We start from the raw sequence: 24,838 nt of genomic DNA on the forward strand, positions 1-24,838 counted from the left end.
GAGCAGACTGTGATTGAGGCCGAGGTTCACCGCCAGTTACGGGCGTTTTTACGCCACAGTGGCGATCGCCTACGGCGCGCCCATCTGGGCGATCGCCTGTGGCCGCACCATCTCACCTTGGCGCGATTAGTGGCACGTGCCTTGCGGCTACGGCGGGGGTGTGTGCTTCAGGTCACTGCACGGGCAGTTTGGCAGCATTGTTATGGCCTGAGCTATTTACTGCCTGCCCTGCTCTATCCCGAACCCGTTCTCGTCGTCGTGCCCGAGCAACGATTGGCGACCCTCCTGCACCAAGAAATTCCAGAGTTACTTTCCTTCCTAGCGGTGACGAAATCGGTACAGCGCGGCGATCGCTGGCCAGTTGGCTTCACCGGGGTGCTGGTGATGAGCCTCGAGGAGTGGGTGGCAGCACAGCTTGGCACGGCTTCCCAGTTACTGCCTGAGGCGGTTGTCACCCTCATTGATGGTGTTGAAGAACTACCCAGACTCAGCCAACAGTACTTGACCTGCGAGATTGGGGCAGCGGATTGGGAGCATCTGAAATTAGCGGCTCCTGCTGCCCTAGAGCAGATTCGCCATACCTATGCCCAGTTGGCACACCAGCTTTTCCAACGCCCCAGCAACCCCTACGGCGATTATTTACTGGCACCTCTGGAGCGGCAGCTTCTGCAAACCCTCTTGGATCATTGCTCGGCGACGTTGCCCCCCTGTTGGCAGCAGCTACAGGCCTATTTAGGCCAGCCAGATACGGTGCTGTGGAGCCGTCGCCATCCCACTGCTGGCTACTTTAGCCTCTATAGCCACCCCCTCAACCTGCGCCCCTATTGGCAACCCGTTTGGCTTTCTGCGCCCTTTGTGCTCATTGGCAGCGGCCCCGATGCTGAGCCACCCTTGGCCTATTTGCAACACCAGTTAGCGATTCCACCGCAAACCACCGTTAAGTTCAGTAGCGATCGCCATAGCGAAGCCATCACCCTCTACATTGCCGAAGATTTACCCTTGCCCAATACGCCAGCCTTTGCGGCAGCCACCCTCAGACGGCTCTACGATCTGATTGGCCGCGTTGGGCATCAGTCGGTGGTGGTGATCGTGCCCGATGTGCCGCTGCGGGAGCAGTTAGCTACCCAGTTGGCGGCGCTCTATGGCTCGCGCGTTCAGTTAGATACCCTGAGTGATCAGCCCCACCCCATTCTGGTTAGCAGCCCCACGTTTTGGTTGCAGGCTGCGCCGCAGTTTCCCTGCCCCACCCTATTAGTGCTTACTACCTTGCCATTGCCTTCACCAGAAAAGGCGCTAGTCAGCGCTTGCATTGACTGGCATAAGCAACAACAGCAGGATTGGTTTCGCCATTATTTACTGCCGGAATGCCTGACCCTGCTGGATCGGCTCATTGCGCCCCTGCGTCAAGATGAGCCTTGGGTGGCTATTTTAGATCGGCGGTTGACCGAACGCACCTATGGCCGCGATATTCTCCAGAGTTTGAGTCCCTACAACCGAGTTAGCGATCGCGCCCTGCTGCTATCACCCCATTGAGGTTGCCACTGCGAAACCCTTCTAGATCAAGGGTTACGTAGGTAAAGCCCAAGGATTGAAAATAGTGCACCAGTTTTTCTAAATCGGTTTGGTGAATAAATTCAGGGATTTGCGCCTGGAGGATTTCAATGCGCGCTGTGTCACCATGGCTACGCACGCGACAGGGTTCCCAGCCCTGCTGTCGCAGATAATACTCGGCCTGCCCCACTCGCTGTAGTTTTGCAAGGGTAATTGCCTCCCCGTAGGGAAACCGCGAACTGAGGCAGGGTTGGGCAGGCTTATTCCACCACGGCAACCCCAAGGATTTGGCAATTTCGCGCACCTCTAGCTTACTGATCCCCACTTCCGCAAGGGGCGATCGCACCCCCCGCTCCTTGGCAGCGGCAATGCCCGGACGATAGTCTTGGAGGTCATCGGCATTCACCCCATCCACAATGTAGTCGTAGCCCCACTCTTGGGCAAGCCCTCGCAGGCGATCGTGCAACTCACTTTTGCAAAAGTAGCAGCGATTCACCGGATTGGTCGCATAGTTGGGATTCTCAAGTTCGTGGGTTTCAATGAGTTCATGGCGAATGCCAATGGCCGCTGCTTGAATGCGGGCATCTTCTAGATCCGCAGGAAAGAGCGAGGGAGACACTGCGGTAACCGCCACGGCGCGATCGCCTAAGACATCCTTGGCCACCTTTGCCACAAGGGTACTGTCAATACCACCGGAATAGGCAATCAGCGCTTGCTCCAGTTCCCCAATTAGGTGCCGTAGGGCAGCAAGTTTTTCAACTCCCATAGCAAATCTCCTTTACTAAAGGAATTATGGCGTAACCGTCGCCGCCGGCGAAGACGGAACCTCTGAGACTTCCTCCAGCCAAATTTGATCACTGCGGGGATCAACCCGACTGGCGCGCACTAGCAGCGATTCACCCAAGTTTGCTTGGCGCTGCAAACGCATGGCCAACTCTACCCCCAAGTCTTCTAAGAGCACTAAACCCAAGTTCTCCTCTGGTCGCAACCAGCGCAGTAAGATTCCCCGCCACACTTCATCGCGGTGGCGGCGCAGGTACTCAAGGCACCAGTAGCGATTGGTTTGTCGCTCCACTAAGGATGACTCTTGAATGGAGGAAACGAGTCGCAGCAGTAGTTCGTTCAGTTGCTCTGGGGTAAGGGGGGGTGTTTCGCCGCGCAGATGGGCTTTAATTTGGCGGTGCGCCAGCAAATCGGTATAGCGACGGATTGGGGAGGTTACTTGGCAGTAGGCATCTAGGCCTAAACTGGCGTGGGGGTTAGGCTGGGTGCTCATTTCACTGCGGGGCATACAGCGACGAATGGCACAGTCGCGCACGACGCCAGCGGGAAGTTGGCGTAATTCGTCGTCGGGGGGCAACTCTGGTGGAGATTGACAGCGAAAGGGCAAGGGAATCCCTTCGCGCAAACCGTAATCCGCTGCTACTTCGCCAGCTAAAATCATCATTTCCGCAACCAGTTGTCGCGCTGGCGAGTCCCGCAGCGGGGAGATCTCCACCTCCTCACCGGCGACCTTAATACTCGGCTCAGGAATATCAATACGGATGGCGCCGCGCTGTTGCCGCCATTGGCTACGGCGGTTGCCCCAGTGGGCGATCGCCAGCAGATCGGCTTCGGCGGGCACCGCCTGCTCTAAGATCATATCCACATCATCGTAGCTTAGGCGGTAGGTGGGGCGAATCCAGCTTGGGCAAATTTCGTATTCGAGGACTTCGCCGCTCTCGGCCAAGAGGATGCCAAAACTCAAAGCACAGCAGAGACGCCCTTCCACCAAGCTCATCGGGCCTGTGGCCAACTCCGAGGGAAACATGGGAATGATGCCCGTGGGTAAATACACGGTCGTGGCGCGGCGGCGGGCTTCATGGTCTAGCACATCATCGGCCATCACCCAGCGGCTTGGATCCGCAATATGAATCCACAGCTTTTGGCGATCGCCCACGACTTCAACACTCAAACCATCGTCAATTTCTTGGGTACTTTCATCGTCAATGGTATAGACCTTCAGATGCGTCAGATCCCGGCGTAGGTCAGCATCTATATCCGTTGGTGGTGAGTTTAGGCAGTTATGAGCCACATCAAGTACCTTGGCAGAAAATTCAACTTGAATCTGGCTACGGCGCAGAAAAAGATTTTCGTGCGTTGACCACAGCCCCAAATCCACCAGTAGTTGAAAGGCACCAAGGGGTTGAGTGGGTCGCTTCAGTTGACGGAGTAACTCCACCGCACCTTGATGCTGGGCACTGGTTTCAATGGCTATAGCATAACGCTCTAATTGTTCAAGGCGCTTGCGATCTCCTGCGGACCACTGCACCGCCTCTCCCGCCAAGGCTTGGGCTAAATGTTCCGTGAAGGTGGCCTCCTCTGCCAAGCGTTGGGCTTCCTTCTCATGTTGGTGCTTTAGCTCTGCCACTTGAGCCACAGAGCGAGGCTCATACACCTCGCCTTTGAGTTTGAAATAAAAACGGTCTTCACTCAGTAAATAATAGGCCGCGTAGCAGGTGGCGGCAGTGGTTTCGCCAAACAAGAGTTCCGCTAACCCCTGCGGGGTAATGGTACGCTGCTCTTCGCGGATAATTTCCCATGCGACTTCAAGGCTCTCAGGATCAAGGAGGGACTGCACCTGCTGCCAAAATGCAGGAATATCTTGGGGACGAAACCGTTCATGGGGAACGGTAAAGGTAATGTGGCGAGGATGTAGGGTATGGGATTGTAGGTGTTGATCCATAGCAATCCACAGCTTTTTACCTTCAGGGCGATCAATGGTCGCTAACCGCCGCTGATTCTGTACCCGAAACTCAATGAGGGTGCCTTTCTCCACAGATGCTGCGCCGCAACGATAACCCGTTAATTATAGGAGTGATGTGGGCGGGCTAAAACCCCTCCGCTTTAGCGAGGGGATACAGCCAACTCAGGGGGCTTTAGCCCTCTCTATGTGTTAAACTATAGACGTGGAAAGTAGACGTATCAACTACGCGAAGAAACATCCTAGTACGGAGAAATCCCGGCAAGTAAGTCACTACCGCTTTGGCGGCAAGCCTAAACCACTGCAAGCAATGGCAGGATGTTGAGCGTATCGAATTGGCTAGTGTTGAAAAGCGCGAAACCACGAACCGAAACATAAACGTAGTCCCAATAGCAGAGATGCTTGAGGTGAGTAGGGGGTCTTTGACTGCCCCCACCCGCATTAAGTTGTGGGTGACAGCTCAAGGGAAAAGCGAAGCAACGCGGCTTCAGCCCGTTGCGTAGCATCCTTTGGGAATCCCCTCTCTTTCAAGGAGGGGAGAAGTCAAGCCAAGGGGTTAGGAACTAGCCTCTCAAACGTCGATGCTGAACCTCTTTCTAAAGCCCCACAGTTTTGTGGAGGGTTTWGGAAAGTTCAGCAGATGAAGCGTCAGAAACCTCGCACGTAGCTTAAGCAGAGTGCGTAGGTAGTTCATAGCTTGCGCTGCTTATAGCGAGGTATGTTCTGGGGACGCAAGGGGGTCACCGGCGTGGCGCGACGGCGGGTTCTGACGGTAGGGGTGCGGGTCTGCTGGTTAATGGATGTGGGTAGGGGAAGAATTGTTGCCTGATGAGCCTCCCGAGCACTGCGGATGAGCAGCCCAGCGATCGCCAGACTCGCCATAATGGAGCTACCCCCATAGCTAAAGAGGGGAAAGGGCAGGCCAGTGGTGGGCAGAATGCCAATGGCAACGCCCATGTTAATCAGCGCCTGTAGCAGCATAATCACGGTGGCACCAAGGGCAATCAGTTGCACCACCAGCTCACGACATTGATGGACAACCCGCATCCCTAGGTAGCCATAGGCGGCCAGCAACGCCAGTAAAAATAGGCAACCGACTAAGCCCATTTCCTCAGCGTAAATGGAAAAAATAAAATCTGTGTGCTGAATCGGCAGATAGGCAAGCTTCTGCTGCGAGAAACCATAGCCCGACCCAAAGACCCCGCCGGAGGCAACCGCCAGTAGGCTCTGCACCAGTTGATAGCCATCCCCCATGGCGTCAGACCAAGGGTCTAAAAAGGACATTACCCGCCGCCGTTGGTAATCATTAATGCTAATACTCAATACGGCTAAACCCACGCCGCTGATCGCCGTCATACTCAGGGGCATCAATGGTAAGCCTGCCCCTAGAGCAACCAGCCACAAACTCATGCCACACAGAGCCGTGGTACTCAAATTCGGTTGAATCAGAATTCCCACGAGGGTTAGGGCAAAGGCGCTGAGCCAGAAGCAGCGGGCTTTGAGGTGGAGCCGCCGCCACGAGCTAAAGACCCATGCCGCCTGTAGCACCAAAAAGGGTTTCATCATTTCTGACGGCTGAATTTGCACCGGACCAACGCTAATCCAGCGGGTTGCGCCCATCATTGTGCTGCCAACGCCCGGCAACCGTGTCGCCCAAATCAAGAGCAAAAATAAAAAAAAGCCCGGTATGGCCATTTGCAGCGATCGCCGTAACGGCAGCCGGATAAAGACCTGAAACCCCCCCCACCCCAATGCCAGCCAAATTAACTGCCGCTTAAAGAAATAAAGCCCATCGCCTGCCTCTGCTAAGCCCACAGGAAAGCTCGCAGAAAACAGCACCACCATCCCCAAGCCCAACCACACAAGTGTGAGCCAGTGGAGTAATCGTGCCTCCAGTGTCCAATCCTTAACGGCGCGATCGCCTAGGGGAAGAAAACGCCACCACTTCACAATGGAATCACCCTCGCTGGCACCGTGCCACTATAGGAACCGTTTCTAATCTGGCACAATTATTATGCATCTTCTGTCGTGGACTCAATGCCCGTGAACTCCTTAACCGTGCCCTCTGTCTCGGAACGTTTTGAACAGTGCCGATCGGCGCAACGCTGCGCCCTTATCCCGTTTCTAACGGCGGGAGACCCTGATCTAGAAACAACAGCGGCGGCACTTAAGGCTCTAGATCGCCACGGCGCGGATCTCATTGAACTGGGGATGCCCTACTCGGATCCCTTAGCTGATGGCCCAGTTATCCAAGCAGCCGCTACCCGTGCGCTGCGAAAGGGCACCCGTTTGGCGGCGGTGCTAGAAATGGTTCAGAATCTACAACTGCGCACCCCTTTAATTTTGTTTACCTACTACAACCCCATTTACCATCACGGCATTTCTAACTTTCTAAAGGCAGTGGCCACGGCGGGGATCAAAGGCTTGGTTATTCCTGATCTTCCCCTTGAAGAAGCTGAACCTGTTCTTGAGGAAACCGCTGCCCTTGGCGTGGAACTCACTCTTTTGATTGCACCCACCACCTCGCCAGAGCGGATGCAGGCGATCGCCCGTGCCTCCCAAGGGTTTATCTATCTGGTGAGCACCACCGGAGTCACTGGCATGCGGCAGGAAATGGCCAGCCGGGTTCAAGACCTGATCCACACCCTCCGCCAAATTACCCCTAAACCCATTGGCGTAGGCTTTGGCATTTCTAACCCTGAACAGGCTCATCAAGTGAAGGTATGGGGAGCCGATGCCGCCATTGTCGGGAGTGCCTTTGTCAAACGCCTTAGCGACCCTAGCCAAGGACTGGAGGCCGTAGCCAGTTTTTGCCAAGCCCTACGTACTGCCCTAGACACCCCCTAGGGACGTACCGTCAGACTAAAGTAAATGCCATCGGACTGCAAACTGTCCACCTGTCCCGGCAGATTGAGTAAGGGGGCAGCATACTCTAGCTTCAGGTCTAAGTTAGGGGTGGGCTGCACCAACAACCCCATCCCTAGCCCTGCAATGACATTATTGGGCACGGCTCCCGCCGGATTTGTGCTATTGTTCCAAACCCAACCCAGATCAAAGAGTGGACCAATGGAAATAATGGGTCGCCGGTTTGCCGTGCGCATCACCGGAAAACGAGCTTCCCCCGAAAAACGTACGCCATTATCCCCAGACAGGGCGTTTGTGGAGTAGCCTCGCACCGAGAGACCGCCGCCAATGACAAACTGGTGAAAAGGCAGCAGGTTACTCGGACTTAACTGCACATCGGTGCGCAACACCAGAAAATTATCCCCCCACAACCGCTGTAACCGCTGACCTTGGCCGAGCCAGCTAAAAAAGTTGCCATCCGGAATTGATCCGGGGTTTTCAGTAGCGCCAAAAATAGGTACGCCAAAGTTAAACTGAGAGCGGAACACCCATGCCCCTTGGGTGTCGCGGCGAGTATATTCTTGGGCAAACTCCAAAACCCGCGATGCATTGTAGCCAGTGGCATCAGACCCAATCGAGAGAGGTGTGGGTACCCCCGCCACAAAGGTTTGCCCAGACTGCATCAGGAAACCAATACCAAAGGCCAGTTCTTCGCGCACATTGCGGATCACTGGCTGCCGGAAACTCGCTTGATAAATAGAGGATTCACTGCGGATATTGAAGGCGGCAAGGGCTGGGGGTTGGGTGATTTCGCTATCGGCTTGTACCGTGCGAATAGAAAAGGTGCCATTCATGGCATTGAGGGGGATGCTGTAGCCAAACTCAGCAGTGTTTGAAGCGCCCCAATCAAAGGTTCCCAAGTTATTCCCGATGGCATAGGAGCCGTAGATAGTATCGCCACGGCCACTCAGGTTACTGTAGCCCAAAAAGGCAGTGGCCCGGTTGGGGGCGATCGCTGGCGGGGTAATATTATCGAGGCCAAAGGCGGCATTAAACCACCGCGCGGGCACCACCCGCACCACTAAAATACTATCCTCCGGCTTGGTACCGGGTCTTAAGCTGGCAGAAAGGTTGAGAAATAGCGGATCAACTCGCAACAGTCGCAATTGCTCTTCTAGCTTGTTGGAGTTAAGGGGCACGCCTGCTCCTAGCTCAATGCGGCTGCGGATATACCGCTGCAGGATCCCCTTATTCCCCTCAATTTGGATGGCTTCAAGGCGACCTTCAATCACTTGAATAGTGATGGTGCCATCGGCACTCACTTGCTCTGTTAAAACCGCTCGCGAGGTTAAATAGCCACCATCTAAATACAGTTTAGTAATGGCATCGGCTGCTGCTTGTAACTCGTCTAGGGTAACTTGCCGCCCTTCAAGGGGGGTCACAATTGGATCAAATTCCGCAGCACCGAAAATTGTGCTCCCTTCCACAACAATTTTTCGCACAGGGATGAGCACCGTGCTCCCCCCTTGGCTAGGAGGAGGCAGTGGCTGGGCAGGGGTGTCAAGGACGGCAGGGGGAGTAGCCGGTAAGGGGGGCGGCTCTGGTAGCGGTGGTTGAAGTTCCAGTTGAGTGGGGTTCGTCAGCGGAATCGAGGCAACTGATGCTGGGGCGAGCCAACCGCCTAATCCCCATAGCAGCGATGCCGCAACGGGATGGCTAATGAATAGAAATGGGACTATTTTCACGTCTTTAACCCCACATTAAAAGCTAGCAAGCAATAACTACAGCACCGCAAATAACAGAAATATAAAAATATAAGCAGTTCTTATAGAATATCTAGAAGTGTGAGGAGAACGTATTTGACAGAGAATTCTTTAAGATTCTAACGGATGATTCGTCAGCCGCCAAGTAAATATACGCAAACGATGGTTGCTCAGCGTTTGGTGGGGCGCTTGCGCCGTTGCCACCACAGGGGCAGCACTGTCAAGGACAGTAGTGCTAGGCTGGCTGCGAGGAACGGCAGTTGGTTACCGGTTGTCAGCAGGGTATCGCCCGCTGCCCCTAACCATGCGTAGGTGACAATGCTGGGAATCAGTCCGATAAATGTGGCGGCCGCATATACAGTAACAGGAATAGCTGTTAAGCCAAAGCCGAAGTTAACAAGACTAAAGGGCGAAAAGGGGGCAAGGCGCACCGCTAAAATGAACCAAAAAGGCTGGCTTGCCACCGATTGTTGCAGGGTGTGCAGCCAAGGATGGTGGGCGATGCGCTGTTGTAGCCAATCATAGGCACAGTAGCGAGCCACTAAAAACGCAAGGATCGCACCAAGGGTTGCCCCTAGGAGTGCCCAGACACTGCCCCACACCCATCCAAACAGCGCCCCGGCAATCATTGGGAAAAAGGTTCCGGGAACCCCCACAGCAGTGGCCACCGCAAATAGAACAACGTAGCCAGCAACAGCATAGGTGCCCCAACTGCGAATGAGGGTCACAAGGGCAGAATAGTCGAGCCACCAACTGAGGCTCCCTAAGCTCATTCCCATCAGGGCGATCGCCCCCAAGAACCAGAGGGTAGAGCCTTTAGGGCGAGGGCAGCGCAGTTTCCACATTGCTTTGCTCAGGGGGTAGCAACGCGGTCTCGTCAATGGCTAAATCGAACCAGAAGGTACTGCCTACTCCTACTTCACTAATGAGATGAATGTGGGTGTTGTGCTTGTGGATAATGTCTTGGACAATGGCTAGACCCAAACCCGTCCCCTCAAGGGTGTGGACGCGATTCTCAACGCGGAAGAAACGCTCAAACACTCGGGGTTGATCTTCAGGGGCAATGCCCATCCCTGTGTCTGCCACTTCAATGCGCACCCGCTCCTGCTCGGGGTCACTGGGAGGATGCCACACATAGGCTCGAATAACAACCCGTCCCCCCTCTGGGGTGAATTTGAGAGCATTGCCCACCAAGTTGGTTAAGGCACCAATGAGTAAATCGTAGTTCCCCCACACCGCTGGTAGGGGGGTGTCCACCTCCGTAGAAAGCTCAATGGACTTGTTGGCGGCATTCAGTTGGTAGGTGCGCAGAATTTGCTCGATCACTTGCCCCATGTGTACCGCCCCAAATTGGTAGGGGCGACCGGACTCCAGCCTAGAAATATCAAGGAAATCATTGACTAAGCGGGTGAGGCGATCGGTTTCGTGATTGGCGGTGGCCAGAAACTCTTGCTGCTTTTCATCGCTTAGCTCACTGCCATACTCTTGGATGGTTTCAATGATGGATTTGATGTTGAACAGCGGCGTGCGTAGCTCGTGGGACACATTGCTAATCAGTTGTGCCTTGGCCTCGTTGAGTTCCACTTCACGGGTAATATCTTGGATGGTAATAGCAATTCCCTTGGGTTTTTCCCGCTGGGCATCCATGACGGTAGTCAGCAAAATCCGTACTGATCGCGGGCTGGGTTCCTGCAAGGTGACCCGAAATTCACCCCCCTCCGACTGGCCGGAGGAGGCCTTAAACAGTGGACAGGTCAGTTTCTCGCAGACTGGCGCCGGAAAGCAACTCAAGGCGCTTTGGCCAATGACGTTCATTCCTTCCCAGTTAAATAGCCGCTGGGCAGTGGGGTTGACCAGAATAACCCGCATCTCAGTGTCCAGCAGAATCGCACCATCAGCAATAGTGGAAACAAGGGTATCCAGTTTCGCTTTTTCAGCTTGCAGTTCCTCTACATTCTGGGCCTCGTAGGAGGCCAGCCGCTCTGCCATATCGTTAAAGCTGGTAATCAGCTCTCCCAGTTCGCCGCCAAAGGGAAGGTTGATCCGCTGCTTAAAGTTGCCCGCAGCAATATTTTTCACCCCCTGTACCAATTCTTTGATGGGTTGAGTAATGGTCAAGGCGTTAAACACGCCGCCTAAAATCACCATAATCCAGAGGGAGACAAACACTGCAATGGTCAGATCTCGGGTGAGGCTAGCAGAGGCTATGAAGGTTTCGTTAGGATTGATGCCGATCGCCACCACGCCTAAATTCTGACCATTAAAGCTCAGGGGCACAAAAACATCTGCCACTAGGCCATCGGGGGTTTGGTGTTGGCGCACCAGTGGCTCTTGCCGCTCGCGATAGCTTTCGGGCAGTTGCATGCGGCGGCGGAGGGTCAGGGCGCTTTCGACTTGGGGGGCAGAGTAGGGTAGCCCGTAGTAAATTTCCCCTGTGGGATCGGCATAGAGGATGTAGCGGATACTGGCGCTACGTTCATAGAACTTACGGGAAAACTCAGCCACGGCGGTAGTATCCCCTTGGGCAATGAGGGGGGCAACATCGGCAGCCAGTAGCAAGCCCAGATCCCGGCCATAGCGGGTGTCGTTAAGGTGGGCATTGGTTTGAATGGTGTTCACTGCCCAAAAGGTGAGCGCACTCATGATGATCGAAACCACCAGCGTTGCTGTGGCCATCAGGCGGGTTTGAATCTTAAATTCTGACCACCAGCGGGCGATCGCCCGAAACGCTTCCTTAATGTCCCCCTGAGCTGTTGTTTTCAAAACCACCATGCTGCCTAAAAGTACAAAAAATTTATCTAATTTTACGAGTTCTTCTTATATTTTTGCATCTGCCACCGTTTCTAGGCGGGCGAATTGTTCAATGCGGTGCGTATAACGGTGCAACATCTGCTCATTCCACGCCGCGTCATGGCTGTTGACGTACAGGTGCACTAAGGGTTCACTGGCATCGGGCAAGACCAAGATCCAGTTATTGGTGTTGGGGTCGCCAATTTTAACCCCATCAATCAAGTTCAGGTGTGCCCGTGGCTGGGTTTCCACAAGGTGGCGCATTAAGGACCCCTTGGCAATCCACGGGCAGCGGATAGCACGGTGATGGTAGTGAACTTTGGGTAGCTCTTGGCGTATCGCAGTTAAGGGCTTACCAATCAAGGCCAGCATTTCAATGAGGGTGGCGATGGTAAACATGGCATCAAAGCCCGGATGCAACTGGGGAAAAATAAAGCCCGTTTCCGCTGCTCCGCCAAGAACCACGCCGCTGTGGTGCTGGCAGGCTTCCATTAGATCTGTAGGGTTGGTGCGGGTGCGCAGAATGTGCCCCCCCAACTGCTGGGCAATGGTTTCTACTGCGCTGGAGGTGGTGACGGGAACAGCCACTGTACTGCCGGGATGGGTCAGCAAGACCAAGTAGGTCATTAGTGCTGTGAGTTCCTGATCGCTGACCACCGCGCCACTGTTATCCACAAGGGTGAGCCGCTCGCCATTGGCGGACACCTGTACCCCTAAGCTGGCGGACAGTGCTGTGACGACTTGTCCCAGTTCCCGTAGCAGACGCTGGCGCTCCAAAATATTGAGGGGAGTGGGGTGCAGGGTTGCATTCAACACCACTGCATCACAGCCAAACTTATTGAGGATTTGTGGCAGCACCACCCCCGATACCGCATAGGCGTAGTCAATAACAATTTTGGCGGGGTTGCCATAAAACAGTTTTGTATTCAGCCATTTTTCAAACCCTTGGGCGTAGGCAGCAACGCTATTGTTGGGTTGTGCCATCGTCCCCACATCCCTGAGAATGACCCGGCGAATATCTTCACGGAAGTAGGCGGTTTCAATCTGGCGTTCGCGGGCACGACTCAGGTTAATGCCTTTATGGTCAAAAAATTCAATTAGCAATTGATCGGCGCGATCGGGGTGGGCACGAACGTGAATACCGCCGCTCACCGAAAGGGTCTGAGCCGCAAAGCGGGCAATGGGCAGGGCGATCGCCTCCAAATTCAAGACATGAATCCCCACAGACATCAACCCCGACATCAGGGCATGCGCCACCATACGCGAGACACTGCGCTGATCGCGAGAAACAAGTACACTGGTGCCCGGCTCAAGGGTGGAAGCATAGGCTGCCGCCAAACGTACGGCAAACTCTGGGGTAATATCCACATTGGCCACCCCCSCCACCCCCCGCTGGCCAAATAGATACCGCTGCCCTGTGGTTCCCCAGATCAAACTTTCGTTAACGATCGCCCCCGGCTCAATCCGCTTGCCCGGCCACAGCCGCACTCCTTGACTGAGGCTGGCCTCCTCCCCAATCACTGAACGGGTACCGACAATCACCCCTTCGTTGAGAGTGACGTGGCGATCCACATGCACATGGCGAGCCAAGATGCAGTGCTCGAGGTGGCTATCATCGCCAACAAACACCCCATTCCAAGCCACCACACCGCGCAGTTGGCTGCCATTGCCAACAATGACGTTATCTGACAGCACCGTCCCTGCAGCGAGGGTTACGCCCGCACCAAGGCGGCAGTTATTCCCAAGCACAATCGGGTCTTCTAGCTGGATATCTTGGGGCAAGGTGGTGTTGCGCCCCACCCACACCCGCGGCTGTACCTCAGTGCCCTGAATGTCTAACTGAACTCGACCGTAGAGGGCATCCCACTGCACCTGCTGATAGGTTTGCAAGCTACCCACATCGCACCAATAGGCATCGGTAATGTACCCGTACATGGGCACGTCTGCCTGGAGCAACAGGGGAAACAAATCTCGAGAAAAGTCCCGCTCTGTCCCGCCGCTGAGATAGTCCATCACAGTTGGACTGAGCAGGTACATACCAGTGTTGACGGTATCTGTAAAGACTTCCCCCGCTGAGGGCTTCTCGAGAAAGCGGCGAATCCGCCCCTCCTCATCCGTAAAGACAATCCCGAATTCCTTGGGATTGGACACTCGAGCTAAGATCAAGGTAACGGGAGCACGGTGTTGGTGGTGAAAGCGAATGGCCTCGCTGAGGTTCACATCCGTAATGCTGTCGCCACTGACCACCAAAAAGGGATCCGCCAGCAGGTGGGCAATATTTTTCACAGAGCCAGCGGTACCAAGGGGCTGCTCTTCCTCAACCACATAGCTCAGGTGCACCCCAAACTCACTGCCATCCCCAAAATAATCGCGCACAACATCAGGGAGATAGTGCAGGGTCATCACCACATCATCTAGGCCGTGGCTGCGCAGCAGATTGAGAATGTGCTCTGCAATAGGACGATTGACCACTGGCACCATTGGCTTGGGCAAGTCGCAAGTGAGGGGGCGCAGCCGTGTACCACTGCCTCCAGCCATAAGGACGACGCGCAACTTCACCTCCTTCCGCTGTATCTTGACGGGTATCCTTACTTTCTAGTCTAGGGGACGCCCTAGGGCAACTAGACCCCAGACCTAAGATTGCAATGATTATTTAGATGCGGCACCTGTAGGATTTTGCATTGCTGAATCAGCGTTCACTGGTTTATAGATAAAAGGAAGCACGGACGATCAACGCTAGGGATGTGTGGGGTTATGACGATTGAACTGAACGATCGCCAGAAGCAAATTCTTGGTGCCACCATCAACCACTACATTGCAACGGCAGAACCCGTTGGCTCTAAGGCGATCGCCACCGAATATAACCTTAAGGTTAGCCCCGCCACGGTGCGCAATATTATGCTGCTGCTAGAACGCAGTGGCCTGCTTTACCAACCCCACACCTCCGCCGGCCGTGTTCCCTCGGACTCTGGCTACCGTCTCTACGTTGATGAGTTAGTTCAGCCTATCCCCGATGTGGCGCAAAAAGCTGAGTCCCTCTTGGCCGAGCAGTTTTTGTGGGGGCGCTATCGCTTGGAAGTAATTTTGCGTCAAGCTGCTCAACTGTTATCTGATCTGAGTGGATACATTACATTAATTTCCTTGCCCAACAGTCTAGAGCGGCGCATCCGTTTAATTCAACTGGTGGCGCTGGATGCGCAACAGGTGATGGTTATCCTAGTGCTGGATAGCTATGAAACCCAATCGGCAGTCATTTCCTTGCCCAGTGAACCGCAAGAGATTGACCTGCGGGATCGGACATTGCAGGTGTTAACAAATTTTTTGAACCATCAATTGCGGGGGCGATCGCTAGTTGATTTAACGCTCATTGACTGGCAGCAATTAGACCTTGACTTTCAGGACTATGGCCAAAACCTCCAGTCCCTGTTTCAACAACTGAGCCAACGCTATGCCCAAGAAGGCACCTCCCTTGTGGTCAGTGGTCTTGCCGATGTGTTGCAGCAACCGGAATTCTCGCAGGTGGAACAAGTGCAAATGCTCTTGCACCTCCTTGAGGATCAGCAGGATCAGCTCACTCCTTTGATCAGCCCCGATCACACCGCCTCTTCCCAAGTGCAAATTCGCATTGGCACTGAAAATGCCCTTGCGCCAATGCACTGCTGCACCTTGGTCTATTCCTGCTACTGCTGCAGGAACGCCCCCGTTGGCACGATTGGTATTCTTGGGCCAACACGCATGTCCTACGCTCGTATCATTCCCTTGGTGGCCACGGCTGCCGATTACCTTTCCGAGCAGGTCAGCCGTTCCTATGCCGTCTCAGGATAGGATAGAACAACGACTATTATTTGGAAGTTTCAAGTTTATGCTGCATCCGCGTTTAGCTGCTGCATTTGCCCAGCGCTCAGTACTGAAGATCATTAGTGGCCTCAACAATTTTGATGGCGATCGCGTTCGTGCGGTGGTCACCGCCGCAGAGCATGGCGGAGCCACATTGGTGGATATTGCTGCTGATCCAGATCTCGTGCGGATTGCCCAAGAGGTTACCACGCTGCCCATTTGTGTGTCTGCGGTGGATCCGTGCCTGCTGGTGAAGGCAGTTGCAGCAGGTGCAGATCTCGTAGAAATTGGCAACTACGATAGTTTTTATGCCCAAGGCCGTGTCTTCAGTGCCACGGAAGTTCTTGAACTGACCCGGCAAACCCGTTCCTTGCTGCCTCAAATTATGCTCTCGGTGACAGTGCCCCACACTTTGCCGCTGGATGAACAGGTAACCCTAGCGGAATCCTTAGTAGAGGCGGGCGCGGATGTCATCCAAACGGAGGGGGGAACGAGCAGTCAACCGCGCCATAGTGGCACTCTAGGTCTAATTGAAAAGGCTGCTCCGACCCTTGCGGCGGCCTACGAAATCTCTCAGGCCGTCTCCATTCCCGTTCTCTGTGCGTCTGGCTTGTCAGCTGTCACCATTCCCTTGGCGATCGCCAGTGGTGCTGCTGGGGTTGGCGTTGGCTCGGCGGTGAACCAACTCAACAGCGAAGTCGCCATGATTGCCAGTGTCCGTGCCCTAGCGGACGCCCTTCATCGCGCTGTGGCCGTTGCCCCCTAACACTCCCTAGCAGCAGTGGTCAAGCCCTCCCGTTTGGCGCTCAACTGTGCGGAACGCCTGTTTGAGGCTGCTGCCGAACGGGAACGCTTTTTGGCAGCATTGTTCATCCCTCAGCCCTTACCGCCAGCGATCCTCTGGCGCCAGGATCCCCCTACCCCCTCGCCGTTTCCAGTCCTTCCTCCTCTCCCTTGGCAACCCCCATGGGTGAGCCGACTGGCCGTGGGCACTCGGGCGGGGCAACATCCACTCCACCAAGCAGGTGCCTACTACTGCCTAGATAGCTCCTCCGTTTTTGCGGCTGTTCCCCTCCTTTCCTTGCCCCCCYCCCCTAGCCTGATCATTGATGTTTGTGCAGCGCCGGGAGGCAAAAGTCTATTGGCATGGCGCGCCCTCAAGCCCGATTACTTACTTTGCAATGAAGCAATCCCTAAGCGCCTAGGGATGTTAATTAGTAACCTCAAACGCTGTCGTGTTCATCCAGTGGGGGTCACCTGCTGTGATAGTGCCGATTTAGCAGCAACCTTGCCTCAGACGGCTGAGGTGGTGATCGTCGATGCCCCGTGTTCCGGCCAGTCCCTGCTAGCCAAAGGCCAGACCGCTGAGGGCTGTTTCCATCCCCTGACCCTGCGCCATAATCAACGCCGTCAAAAACGAATTCTGGCGGCAGCGGCGGCGTTGGTGCGCCCCCAAGGCTGGCTCCTCTACAGCACCTGTACCTTTAGTCGCGAAGAAAACGAAGAGGTGGCCAAGTGGTTTAGTGCCAAGTATCCCCAATTTATCCCCCAGACTGTTCCCCAACTGGCTGCCTATCAGTCTCACCTAAGTGAGTTGCCTTGCTATCGCCTCTGGCCGCAGCAGCAGGAAGGCGCAGGAGCCTTTACCATCCTGTGGCAGCATCAAGGCGAGGGAGAGCCAACTCCAATGCCCGAACTGAGCAACTGGTTGTGTTGGCAAGCTACAACTGATGTGGTCGAGGCCGCTGACCCGTCTGCCGCCAGTGCAGATAATCCTTGAGAATTTGCGCGTGATCAAAGCAAAGGGAAGACGGCAACTGATCAAGGGGTACAATATGCACAGCCTTTGCATCGTCTGCCGCGACGGGCGTACCGTGGGCTGTGGCAATAAACACTGTACTGAGGGTGTGCTGGCGGGGATCTCGAGCAGGATTTGAGTACACATATAGTAATTCTTGGAGTGTGATCTCAAGGCTCACTTCTTCACGAGCTTCGCGCTGGGCGGCCACCTCCACCGATTCGCCGTAGTCCACAAAGCCTCCCGGAATAGCCCAACCTAAGGGAGGATAGCGGCGCTCAATCAGGAGAATGGGTCGCTGGGGATGATCTAACAGTTCAATGATGATGTCAACTGTGGGTGCAGGATTGCGGTACATCGACGAAGGCTTCATGGTACGGTAGCAAGGATAGGGTAACGCAACAGGGGACATGGCGGCAGAACAGGATATTGTTGTTCTCAGTAATGGCCCCGGGGAGTTGGCAACGTGGGTGTATCCCTACGTTACGGCTCTGCGGCAGGAGGCTACAGATCAGGTTCGCATCTCGGTCGTAATGGTGCCCTGTCCCCATGCCAGTGGCCGCGAGGCGGACATTGCCCGCCGCTATCCTGGGGTGGATCGGGTGTTGCCGGTGCAAGAATTTTGGCGATTATTGTGCACCAAAACGACCTCTAGCGGTTGGGACTGGCTCCCTCACGGGGTTGTGGTTTTTCTAGGCGGCGATCAACTGTTTGCGGTGCTGCTGGCGAAACGCTTAGGCTATCGCTGTATTCTCTACTGTGAATGGCAGGCGCGTTGGCACCGCTGGGTCGATGTGATTGCTCTGCGCCGTCCGCTGCCGCTGCCACCAACCCGTGCCCATGTGGCGGTTWTTGGAGATCTGATGACCGATGTGCAAACCCTTGGGCGTGGGGAGCAACCGCAGGTGCACCAAGACTTGGGCATAGCAGCCGACACGCCGTTGGTTGCACTGATGGCGGGGTCAAAGCCAAATAAGCTCAAACTGGGGGTGCCCCTCTGCTTGGCGATCGCCGATCATTTAGCCACGGTGAACCCGCCTGTTGCATGTGTCATTCCTGTGGCGCCCACCCTCACCCTCGAGACCTTGGGTCGCTATGCTGACCCGCAGCATAACCCCGATCTAAAGCACATTGCTGGCACAACGGCTCAACTGCAGCAACCACTAGAGGGCATTCCCTACCTTGAAACTCCCAAGGGCACCAAGGTGTATTTGTGGCAGCAATTACCCAATTATCCGCTGCTGCGCCAAGTGGCGATCGCCGTCACAACCGTTGGTGCCAACACTGCTGAGCTAGCGGCCTTAAATGTGCCCATGATCGTGCTCCTGCCTGCACAACAACTGCGGGTACAGCGGGCGCATCCTTGGGATGGATTGGCGGGGTTACTGGTGGCGCTGCCTGCCATTGGTCGGCACTGGACCGCCTTGGTGTTTTGGGCATTAGTGGCCAAAGGGTTAGGTTGGCGGCAGTTCTGGCAACTCCTTCAAGCCCCAGAGATGGATTGGCAACTGGTCAAGCAAGGCTTGGGCTACAAAGCGTGGCCAAACCTGTGGGCACAGCAAGAAATCGTACCGGAGCTCGTCGGCCCCCTTGATCCCCACGCAGTGGCACAGCAGATTCTTTACTACTTAGAGCATCCCCAAGACTTGGTTGCCATGAAAGCGGCATTACAGAACGTCGTAGGAGACCCTGGAGCAGCAGCAAAGCTAGTGGACTTAACGTTAAAGATTGCAGACAAGGGACATCGCCTCTAGTGCATTGTTACCACTACAGGACTACCCCTTGGGGAGTTCATCATGAAATGGTGTCTTCGGGCACCACAATGAGGGTCGTGCCTTGGCGGCCAATAACAATCACTCGCTGATTCTCGGCGATCGCCAGATGGGGATCATCACACCGCGCTTGCCACGAAATGCCATCGTAAAGTACCCGCCCTGTTTCCCCCGGCAAAATTTGGCTAATCGTTTGTGCTTCAGCCCCCTCTTTGAGAATTGGGGCAGTGCGTTTCGGCTGATAGCGGCGCATTAGGAAGACCACCACCACCGATAGCAGAATCCAGAGCACCACCTGTAGGGGAAAACTGGGAATTAGAAACGAGGTGAAGGCCACAATCAATGCACTGATGCCGAGGGTGGCTTCCACAAAAGCGGTGGGCAGAAAAAACTCCATCAAAAAGAGAATGACTGCCGCAATACACCAGATCCAGAAGGGTGACAGCGCCATCACTATCGTTACTCTTGCAAGCCCAAAGTTTCATTTCAACCATAGCTTAAGATGGCCGCCATGGTCGGAACTGAACCCAGCCGTGTGGCGTCAGGTAACCTACGCTGAAAAGACACCACGTCTGTCAGTATGTAATTAATCATGAAATCCACGCGAGTAATCATAATGACTAACTTTTTTGTGCCACTGTTGGTGGGAATACTGACCTTGGGAGTGCTGGCCACATGGCTTTGGCGACCCGGTACGCCCCCTGTATCCCAGAACGATCGCACCGACACGACTCACCTGATGGCCGATGCGCCCCCCCCGGATGATGAGGGCACACCACCCCGCCGCGGATAAGCTAGGATCCCCCCGAATGGGTTCTAAGGCAGACCAGTGCTGGGACGAATGTGGTCGGTAAGTCAGCGGTTTCAGCGGGGATTTTTCGCCTTTGGTCGTGGCTTACGCTTTATTGCCCGCCATCGTTTGTGGGCCTACCTCCTGCTACCGGCGATCGTGAGTTTTTTACTGGGCACAGCCTTGATTATTAGCGCTTTCGTGGCGGTGCAAACCCYTGGGGRACAATGGGTAGTGGTGCCCTTGGGGTCATGGCAGTGGCTCTACGATGCGGTTGTGGATGTGGTCGCCGTGGCGATCGCTCTCTTTTTGGCACTAATTGGCTACCAAACCCTCATTCCATTGGTGGTGATTCCCTTCTTGGGCCCACTTCTCAATCGTGTAGAGAAAATTACAACCGGCCATACCATTGAGGTGGGTTGGCGGCGAGACCTCTTCAATACCATTGTGGGCGGCTGGTTTGCCCTGCGGGACGCACTTGTGCAACTGGTTTGTTTACTACTGTCGTTCCTGTGTGGCCCACTGCAACCCATCGTAATGGTGCTAGTCAATAGCTACTTCTTTGGGCGAGGGAGTTTTGATTATCCGCTGGAAAAGCACAGTAGAACCCTTAAGGAACGCCAAGTTTTAACCCGAGCCTACACCCCAGAAATCTACGGCCTTGGTTTGGCACAGTGTCTGGGTCTATTGGTTCCCCTTGCAGGAATGGTGCTCGTGCCCGCAGTGGGGGTGGTTGCCGCCGCCCTCTTAATTCAAGAGCGAGACCCCAACACCGCCCTGTCAGTCTCCCCTGCGCTGCCTCAGCGTTAACGTTGCCTGAGTGCGGGAGAGGTCAAGGTACCGTTGAACAGTTCTCGCGAAGTTCCCAAGCCATCATACCGGAGCATCGGTTATGCCCTGCTCCACTATGCTATTGTGCTGTTTGGGAAATGTATGGGAGCTTGGGCATGAGTCAAGACGCCGTTAAACAAATGAAGCAAGCGGTGGCCAAAGCGGCTGCGGATCGCGTCCAGTCGGGCATGGTGGTGGGGCTAGGTACGGGTTCAACCACTGCCTTTGTGATTGAATTCTTGGGCGATCGCCTGCGCAACGGCGAGCTGAGCAATATTCGCGGTGTGCCCACCTCCTTTCAAGCCTCGGTACTGGCAAAGCAGTACGGTATCCCCCTCGTCACCCTCGATGATGTCACTAAAATTGATGTTGCCATTGACGGTGCGGATGAAGTAGATCCAGCTAAAAACTTAATCAAAGGGGGGGGTGCCGCTCATACCCGCGAGAAAATTGTTGACTCGCTGGCGGATCAATTCCTTGTGGTCGTGGATAGCAGCAAACTTGTAGAACGGCTTGGTTCAACATTTCCAGTTCCTGTCGAGGTCTTGCCCCTTGCCCTGAGTCCTGTTAGCCGTGCCTTAACCGCCTTGGGAGGCAAACCAGAACTGCGCATGGGGGTTAAGAAAGATGGACCTGTGATTACTGACCAAGGTAACTTTGTATTAGACGTAACCTTTGCCGAGATTGCGGATGCCGCAGCCCTAGAAAAGACGATCAACAATATTCCTGGGGTGCTTGAAAATGGTCTCTTTGTCAATGTGGCCGATGTCGTTCTGGTGGGTGAACTTGTAGAGGGGCAGCCTCGTGTTCGCGAAGTAGTCTAGTCTCCCGTCTTCCCCAGTGGGGATCAGCTATCCTGAAAACCTATGGATATTCCCCGTCTCCACCCCGATACCATTGAAGCTGTGCGTGAAGCCGTCAACATCGTCGATGTCGTGGCAGCGCATGTTGTGTTGCGCAAACGGGGACGGGAGTACGTTGGCTGTTGCCCCTTCCACGACGAAAAAACTCCTAGCTTCACGGTTAGCCCCAGCAAAGGGTTTTATTACTGCTTTGGCTGTGGGGCGGGGGGGAATGCCATTAAGTTCCTGATGGAACTGCAAAAACGCTCCTTTGGCGATGTGGTACTGGAGTTAGCTCAGCAGTATCAGGTGCCGGTGCGAACGCTAGACGCCGCCCACAAACAAGCGCTACAGGTGCGTTTATCCCTTCAAGAGCAACTCTACGAACTTCTGGCGATCGCGACTAGTTTTTATGAACACGCTCTGCGCCAACCCATCGGTGAGGCTGCCTACACCTATCTGCGGCAGCAGCGCCACTTAACGGAAGCGACAATTCAGCACTTTCGCCTAGGGTATGCACCCGCTGGTTGGCAGGTTATCTATAGCTATCTTGTTGAGCAAAAGGGCTATCCCGCTAGCTTGGTTGAACAGGCAGGGCTGATTGTCCCCCGACGCACTGCCGACGGCTACTACGACCGTTTTCGCGATCGCCTGATGATCCCCATTATGGACAGCCAAGGACGGGTGGTGGGCTTTGGCGGTCGCACCCTCAGCAACGAGGAGCCGAAATACCTCAACTCCCCCGAAACCCCCATTTTTAATAAGGGGCAGTTGCTCTTTGGCTTGGATAAAGCGCGGCAAACCATTGTTCATAAGGATCAAGCGGTTGTGGTCGAAGGCTATTTTGATGTCATGGCGCTGCACCAAGCAGGGTTAACCCAAGCAGTGGCCAGCCTTGGTACTGCCCTCAGCCAAGCCCAGATTAAACTGCTTCTGCGCTACACCGAGTCCAAGCAGATTATCCTCAATTTCGATGCCGATACCGCAGGACAACGCGCCACCGATCGCGCCATTGGTGAAGCGGCAGACTTGGCTTACCGTGGCGATCTGACTCTACGGATTTTAACCCTACCCGCCGGTAAAGATGCCGCCGAATTTTTAGCACAAGCAACGGGCGATCGCTACCAAACCCTGCTGGATACCGCTCCCCTTTGGCTAGACTGGCAACTGGACACCACCCTTGCCCGGTACGATCTGAACCAAAGTGATCAGTTCCACCAAGCCAGCCAAGCGCTCACTCAACTGCTAGGAAAATTACCCAATGCCGCCCTGCGCAGTCACTATATCCACCGCTGTGCCGAGTTACTGGGGCGCGGTGACAGTCGCCTCATTCTGCGCTTAGAGGAATCCCTGCGGCAACAGGTACGGGGGCAACGGTGGCAGGGACGATCCCAAAAATGGCAACGCCCAGCGGACTACAACCTCCGCCAAGCTGCCGAAGAACAATTGCTGCGACTGTACCTCCACCGGGGTGACTATCGCCCCCTCATTCGCCAGACTCTACAGGCACGGGATATTGAGTTTAGCCTATCCCACCATCGCTGGCTGTGGCGGCAAATTTTAGCCATTGAGGAAGATCTCTGCGCTGGTTTACCTGCTCCCGATGATCCCTATACAGCCGAATGGCTGCTGTCCCCGACTACCGATACCGCCACACGCCTCACAGAGGTAGATTTGGTCAGCCGCCTCTTTGATGCCATCAGTGAAGATAACCACGCCAACATGATTGCCCCCCTGCTGCACCTTGATGAAATCACTGCCGTTAGCTTAGAGCGACCCGAATTAACCATCCAAGCAACTGCCGCCGTCTTGGAGCGCATTGCCGTCGAGAAACGCTGTCGCTATCTTTTGCAGTCTTGGCAAGAAACTGTAGCTCTCATTTTAAGTGAGGCTCCCGCTAGTGAAGCTCTCCGCCAATACCTTGAGCGCATGATCACCAGCCCTAGTACCGACATTCAGAGTATTCCCGGCATTGATGCGGATCGCCTACAGGCTTTAGAGCAATTGCGCCACGACTATTACCAGCACCGCCAGTATTTGCAGCAATTAGACGAAGAACGCTGCCCACCCCTCAATGCAATCCGCAGCTTGTCCTAGCCTTGCTATCAAGAGTCTTTCGAGTGCACCAGCCATAGCCGATAAGTACCCTCATAGGTGCGAAAGAATCTAAGCCAACTGACTAACAGTGTGACATCCTCCCGACGCTGATGTTTCGCATACACCGCGGGACTTATCGCTCCCCGAACCTCTCATTAAGTTAACGATTGGGTTGAGAGTCTAGCCACATTGCGAGATCGTTAAAGTCTTGGAAATCGAGAAGAGCTTCTCCTAAAGCATCCAACTGTTCGAGAGATAGCCCACGGATATGTTGAACCACGGCATCGGGTAGTGTCCCGAATCGGCGGCGGAGTTGGCGGAGAATAAGCGTACATTCTCCCTCCAGTTGTCCTTCTTGTCGCCCTTCTTGTCGGCCACGCTGAAGCCCAATTTTCTCTCCCTCTCGTTGTCCTTCTTGAAGAATTTCTTGGTAAATCACGGATTCGCGCATCATTCCCTCCCGAAAAATCGCTTGAATCAGCTCCTTACTGTACTGTAACCCAGCGAGCAGTTGAACGATGGTACTCAACTCTTGCCGGGTCTGCTTGGAGTCAATCTGACGAATCTGGTCAGCAACGGCTTGCAACAAACCAGCTTCGTTATTTGTTTTCCCCAACACTGCAAAGGGCAATAGACCAGGAATGGCAAAAAATTGCCGTGGGTCTTCTTCCCAGAGTTTCACCACTCGGTAGCGATGAGTGGTGTTTGGCCACTCAAAGACATCGGGCACCTGCACCCGTGTTCGTCGCAGCAGAATTAAGACTTGGACAATCTCGCATTGGTAAGTGCGATAGAGCCTCAGCCAGTAGTCCAGCATCCGTAAGGGTAGGGCTGGCTCTGGTTCGACCTGAAATTCTAGATGCAGAATGCAGTGTTGCGTTCGCACGAGGGTGACGGCATCTGCACGAATCGGTTCAAGGTTCAGTTCGGTTTTGAGAACTGAAACATTTTCTGAGACATCGTTGAGAAGCCACTGGGTAAAGGCGGTAGGGTATTGTTCAGCAAGGTATTTACAGAGGTTATCTCGCATTCCCCCAGTGTATCGAGAATGCACCCCACAGCCATCATGTCGCCGCAAACGGTCTTCAAAAGCCTAGAGCAGTTAAGTCTGCAGCGAAATACGTCGCTCTGACTTGGGAGATGCGAGCTTACATATCCAAGCGAGAGCGAGATTTCTATG

Annotated in this window: 20 protein-coding genes; 10 read left to right on the top strand and 10 right to left on the bottom strand. The window is 54.6% G+C overall.

The annotated features are described in order from the left end of the window. Nucleotides 1-9: 9 nt before the first annotated feature. Nucleotides 10-1,533, top strand: coding sequence for an ATP-dependent DNA helicase (locus L5470_RS01200; protein ID WP_499497642.1), 1,524 nt, complete (start codon nt 10-12; stop codon nt 1,531-1,533). Here L5470_RS01200 and larE read toward each other — a convergent pair. The 3 genes from larE to L5470_RS01215 form a co-directional block, all read right to left on the bottom strand. Beyond that, nucleotides 1,499-2,317 carry an ATP-dependent sacrificial sulfur transferase LarE gene (larE, locus tag L5470_RS01205; protein WP_499497644.1) on the bottom strand — a complete coding sequence of 273 codons (819 nt, stop codon included), beginning with the start codon at nt 2,315-2,317 and terminating at the stop codon, nt 1,499-1,501. The genes L5470_RS01200 and larE overlap by 35 nt on opposite strands. A gap of 24 nt (nt 2,318-2,341) precedes the next feature. Beyond that, nucleotides 2,342-4,369: a ribonuclease catalytic domain-containing protein gene (locus tag L5470_RS01210; RefSeq protein WP_099798396.1), complete on the bottom strand. Its 2,028-nt coding sequence runs from the start codon at nt 4,367-4,369 to the stop codon at nt 2,342-2,344. Nucleotides 4,370-4,984: 615 nt separating this feature from the next. Next, a complete protein-coding gene (locus L5470_RS01215; RefSeq protein WP_099799340.1) occupies nt 4,985-6,244 on the bottom strand; it encodes an FtsW/RodA/SpoVE family cell cycle protein in 1,260 nt (419 codons plus the stop codon). A 108-nt stretch (nt 6,245-6,352) separates the two neighbouring features. Between L5470_RS01215 and trpA the strand changes: the two genes are divergently transcribed. Beyond that, nucleotides 6,353-7,141 (top strand): tryptophan synthase subunit alpha, encoded by a 789-nt coding sequence (trpA, locus tag L5470_RS01220; RefSeq protein WP_376787944.1) that lies wholly within the window; start codon nt 6,353-6,355, stop codon nt 7,139-7,141. Here trpA and L5470_RS01225 read toward each other — a convergent pair. From L5470_RS01225 to L5470_RS01240, 4 genes are all read right to left on the bottom strand, one after another. Next, complete coding sequence (locus L5470_RS01225) at nt 7,138-8,883, bottom strand: ShlB/FhaC/HecB family hemolysin secretion/activation protein (RefSeq protein WP_499497647.1); 1,746 nt, start codon at nt 8,881-8,883, stop codon at nt 7,138-7,140. The genes trpA and L5470_RS01225 overlap by 4 nt on opposite strands. 188 nt (nt 8,884-9,071) lie before the next feature. After that, nucleotides 9,072-9,746 (bottom strand): TVP38/TMEM64 family protein, encoded by a 675-nt coding sequence (locus L5470_RS01230; RefSeq protein ID WP_499497649.1) that lies wholly within the window; start codon nt 9,744-9,746, stop codon nt 9,072-9,074. Beyond that, nucleotides 9,718-11,673 carry a two-component system sensor histidine kinase NblS gene (gene nblS, locus L5470_RS01235; protein WP_099799344.1) on the bottom strand — a complete coding sequence of 652 codons (1,956 nt, stop codon included), beginning with the start codon at nt 11,671-11,673 and terminating at the stop codon, nt 9,718-9,720. The genes L5470_RS01230 and nblS overlap by 29 nt, the downstream gene beginning before the upstream one ends. Before the next feature lie 45 nt (nt 11,674-11,718). Continuing rightward, entirely contained in the window at nt 11,719-14,244 is a 2,526-nt protein-coding gene (locus tag L5470_RS01240) for a sugar phosphate nucleotidyltransferase (protein ID WP_499497651.1), read from the bottom strand. Nucleotides 14,245-14,445: 201 nt separating this feature from the next. On the opposite strand from L5470_RS01240, the gene hrcA reads away from it, so the two are divergent. Genes hrcA through L5470_RS01255 form a run of 3 tightly spaced genes read left to right on the top strand, consistent with a single transcriptional unit; the run spans nt 14,446 to nt 17,308 of the window. Beyond that, entirely contained in the window at nt 14,446-15,516 is a 1,071-nt protein-coding gene (hrcA, locus tag L5470_RS01245; protein WP_099799345.1) for a heat-inducible transcriptional repressor HrcA, read from the top strand. 37 nt (nt 15,517-15,553) lie between these two features. Next, nucleotides 15,554-16,294: a DUF561 domain-containing protein gene (locus L5470_RS01250; protein ID WP_099799346.1), complete on the top strand. Its 741-nt coding sequence runs from the start codon at nt 15,554-15,556 to the stop codon at nt 16,292-16,294. A 15-nt stretch (nt 16,295-16,309) separates the two neighbouring features. Then, entirely contained in the window at nt 16,310-17,308 is a 999-nt protein-coding gene (locus tag L5470_RS01255; RefSeq protein ID WP_499497654.1) for an RsmB/NOP family class I SAM-dependent RNA methyltransferase, read from the top strand. Here L5470_RS01255 and L5470_RS01260 read toward each other — a convergent pair. After that, nucleotides 17,250-17,738 (bottom strand): NUDIX domain-containing protein, encoded by a 489-nt coding sequence (locus tag L5470_RS01260; RefSeq protein ID WP_499497656.1) that lies wholly within the window; start codon nt 17,736-17,738, stop codon nt 17,250-17,252. The genes L5470_RS01255 and L5470_RS01260 overlap by 59 nt on opposite strands. Between L5470_RS01260 and L5470_RS01265 the strand changes: the two genes are divergently transcribed. After that, nucleotides 17,737-19,080 (top strand): glycosyltransferase family protein, encoded by a 1,344-nt coding sequence (locus L5470_RS01265; protein WP_499497658.1) that lies wholly within the window; start codon nt 17,737-17,739, stop codon nt 19,078-19,080. The genes L5470_RS01260 and L5470_RS01265 overlap by 2 nt on opposite strands. 40 nt (nt 19,081-19,120) lie before the next feature. On the opposite strand, the gene L5470_RS01270 is transcribed toward L5470_RS01265, so the two are convergent. Beyond that, nucleotides 19,121-19,549, bottom strand: coding sequence for an NfeD family protein (locus tag L5470_RS01270; RefSeq protein WP_099799349.1), 429 nt, complete (start codon nt 19,547-19,549; stop codon nt 19,121-19,123). Between the two features lie 165 nt (nt 19,550-19,714). Here L5470_RS01270 and L5470_RS01275 point away from each other — a divergent pair, with 165 nt between their 5' ends. The 4 genes from L5470_RS01275 to dnaG all read left to right on the top strand — a co-directional run bounded on the left by L5470_RS01275 (nt 19,715) and on the right by dnaG (nt 23,658). Further along, nucleotides 19,715-19,891 (top strand): hypothetical protein, encoded by a 177-nt coding sequence (locus L5470_RS01275; RefSeq protein WP_448515180.1) that lies wholly within the window; start codon nt 19,715-19,717, stop codon nt 19,889-19,891. A gap of 48 nt (nt 19,892-19,939) precedes the next feature. Further along, nucleotides 19,940-20,698: an EI24 domain-containing protein gene (locus tag L5470_RS01280; protein WP_499497661.1), complete on the top strand. Its 759-nt coding sequence runs from the start codon at nt 19,940-19,942 to the stop codon at nt 20,696-20,698. 137 nt (nt 20,699-20,835) lie between these two features. Then, complete coding sequence (gene rpiA, locus L5470_RS01285; RefSeq protein ID WP_099799926.1) at nt 20,836-21,543, top strand: ribose-5-phosphate isomerase RpiA; 708 nt, start codon at nt 20,836-20,838, stop codon at nt 21,541-21,543. A 42-nt stretch (nt 21,544-21,585) separates the two neighbouring features. Next, a complete protein-coding gene (dnaG, locus tag L5470_RS01290; protein WP_499497664.1) occupies nt 21,586-23,658 on the top strand; it encodes a DNA primase in 2,073 nt (690 codons plus the stop codon). A 160-nt stretch (nt 23,659-23,818) separates the two neighbouring features. Here the strand turns inward: dnaG and L5470_RS01295 are convergent, their stop codons facing one another. Further along, entirely contained in the window at nt 23,819-24,688 is an 870-nt protein-coding gene (locus L5470_RS01295; RefSeq protein WP_099799352.1) for an Rpn family recombination-promoting nuclease/putative transposase, read from the bottom strand. Nucleotides 24,689-24,838: the final 150 nt, after the last annotated feature.

This window comes from Synechococcus sp. PCC 6717 (genome assembly GCF_022698185.1).
Classification (GTDB): Bacteria; Cyanobacteriota; Cyanobacteriia; order Thermosynechococcales; family Thermosynechococcaceae; genus Thermosynechococcus; species Thermosynechococcus lividus.

Coding starts and splice junctions, on each gene's coding strand:
- larE (WP_499497644.1), bottom strand. CDS start 2,317: ATGGGAGTTGAAAAACTTGCTGCCCTACGGCACCTAATTGGGGAACTG.
- L5470_RS01230 (WP_499497649.1), bottom strand. CDS start 9,746: ATGTGGAAACTGCGCTGCCCTCGCCCTAAAGGCTCTACCCTCTGGTTC.
- nblS (WP_099799344.1), bottom strand. CDS start 11,673: ATGGTGGTTTTGAAAACAACAGCTCAGGGGGACATTAAGGAAGCGTTT.
- hrcA (WP_099799345.1), top strand. CDS start 14,446: ATGACGATTGAACTGAACGATCGCCAGAAGCAAATTCTTGGTGCCACC.
- L5470_RS01250 (WP_099799346.1), top strand. CDS start 15,554: ATGCTGCATCCGCGTTTAGCTGCTGCATTTGCCCAGCGCTCAGTACTG.
- L5470_RS01260 (WP_499497656.1), bottom strand. CDS start 17,738: ATGTCCCCTGTTGCGTTACCCTATCCTTGCTACCGTACCATGAAGCCT.
- L5470_RS01270 (WP_099799349.1), bottom strand. CDS start 19,549: ATGGCGCTGTCACCCTTCTGGATCTGGTGTATTGCGGCAGTCATTCTC.
- L5470_RS01275 (WP_448515180.1), top strand. CDS start 19,715: ATGACTAACTTTTTTGTGCCACTGTTGGTGGGAATACTGACCTTGGGA.
- rpiA (WP_099799926.1), top strand. CDS start 20,836: ATGAGTCAAGACGCCGTTAAACAAATGAAGCAAGCGGTGGCCAAAGCG.
- dnaG (WP_499497664.1), top strand. CDS start 21,586: ATGGATATTCCCCGTCTCCACCCCGATACCATTGAAGCTGTGCGTGAA.
- L5470_RS01295 (WP_099799352.1), bottom strand. CDS start 24,688: ATGCGAGATAACCTCTGTAAATACCTTGCTGAACAATACCCTACCGCC.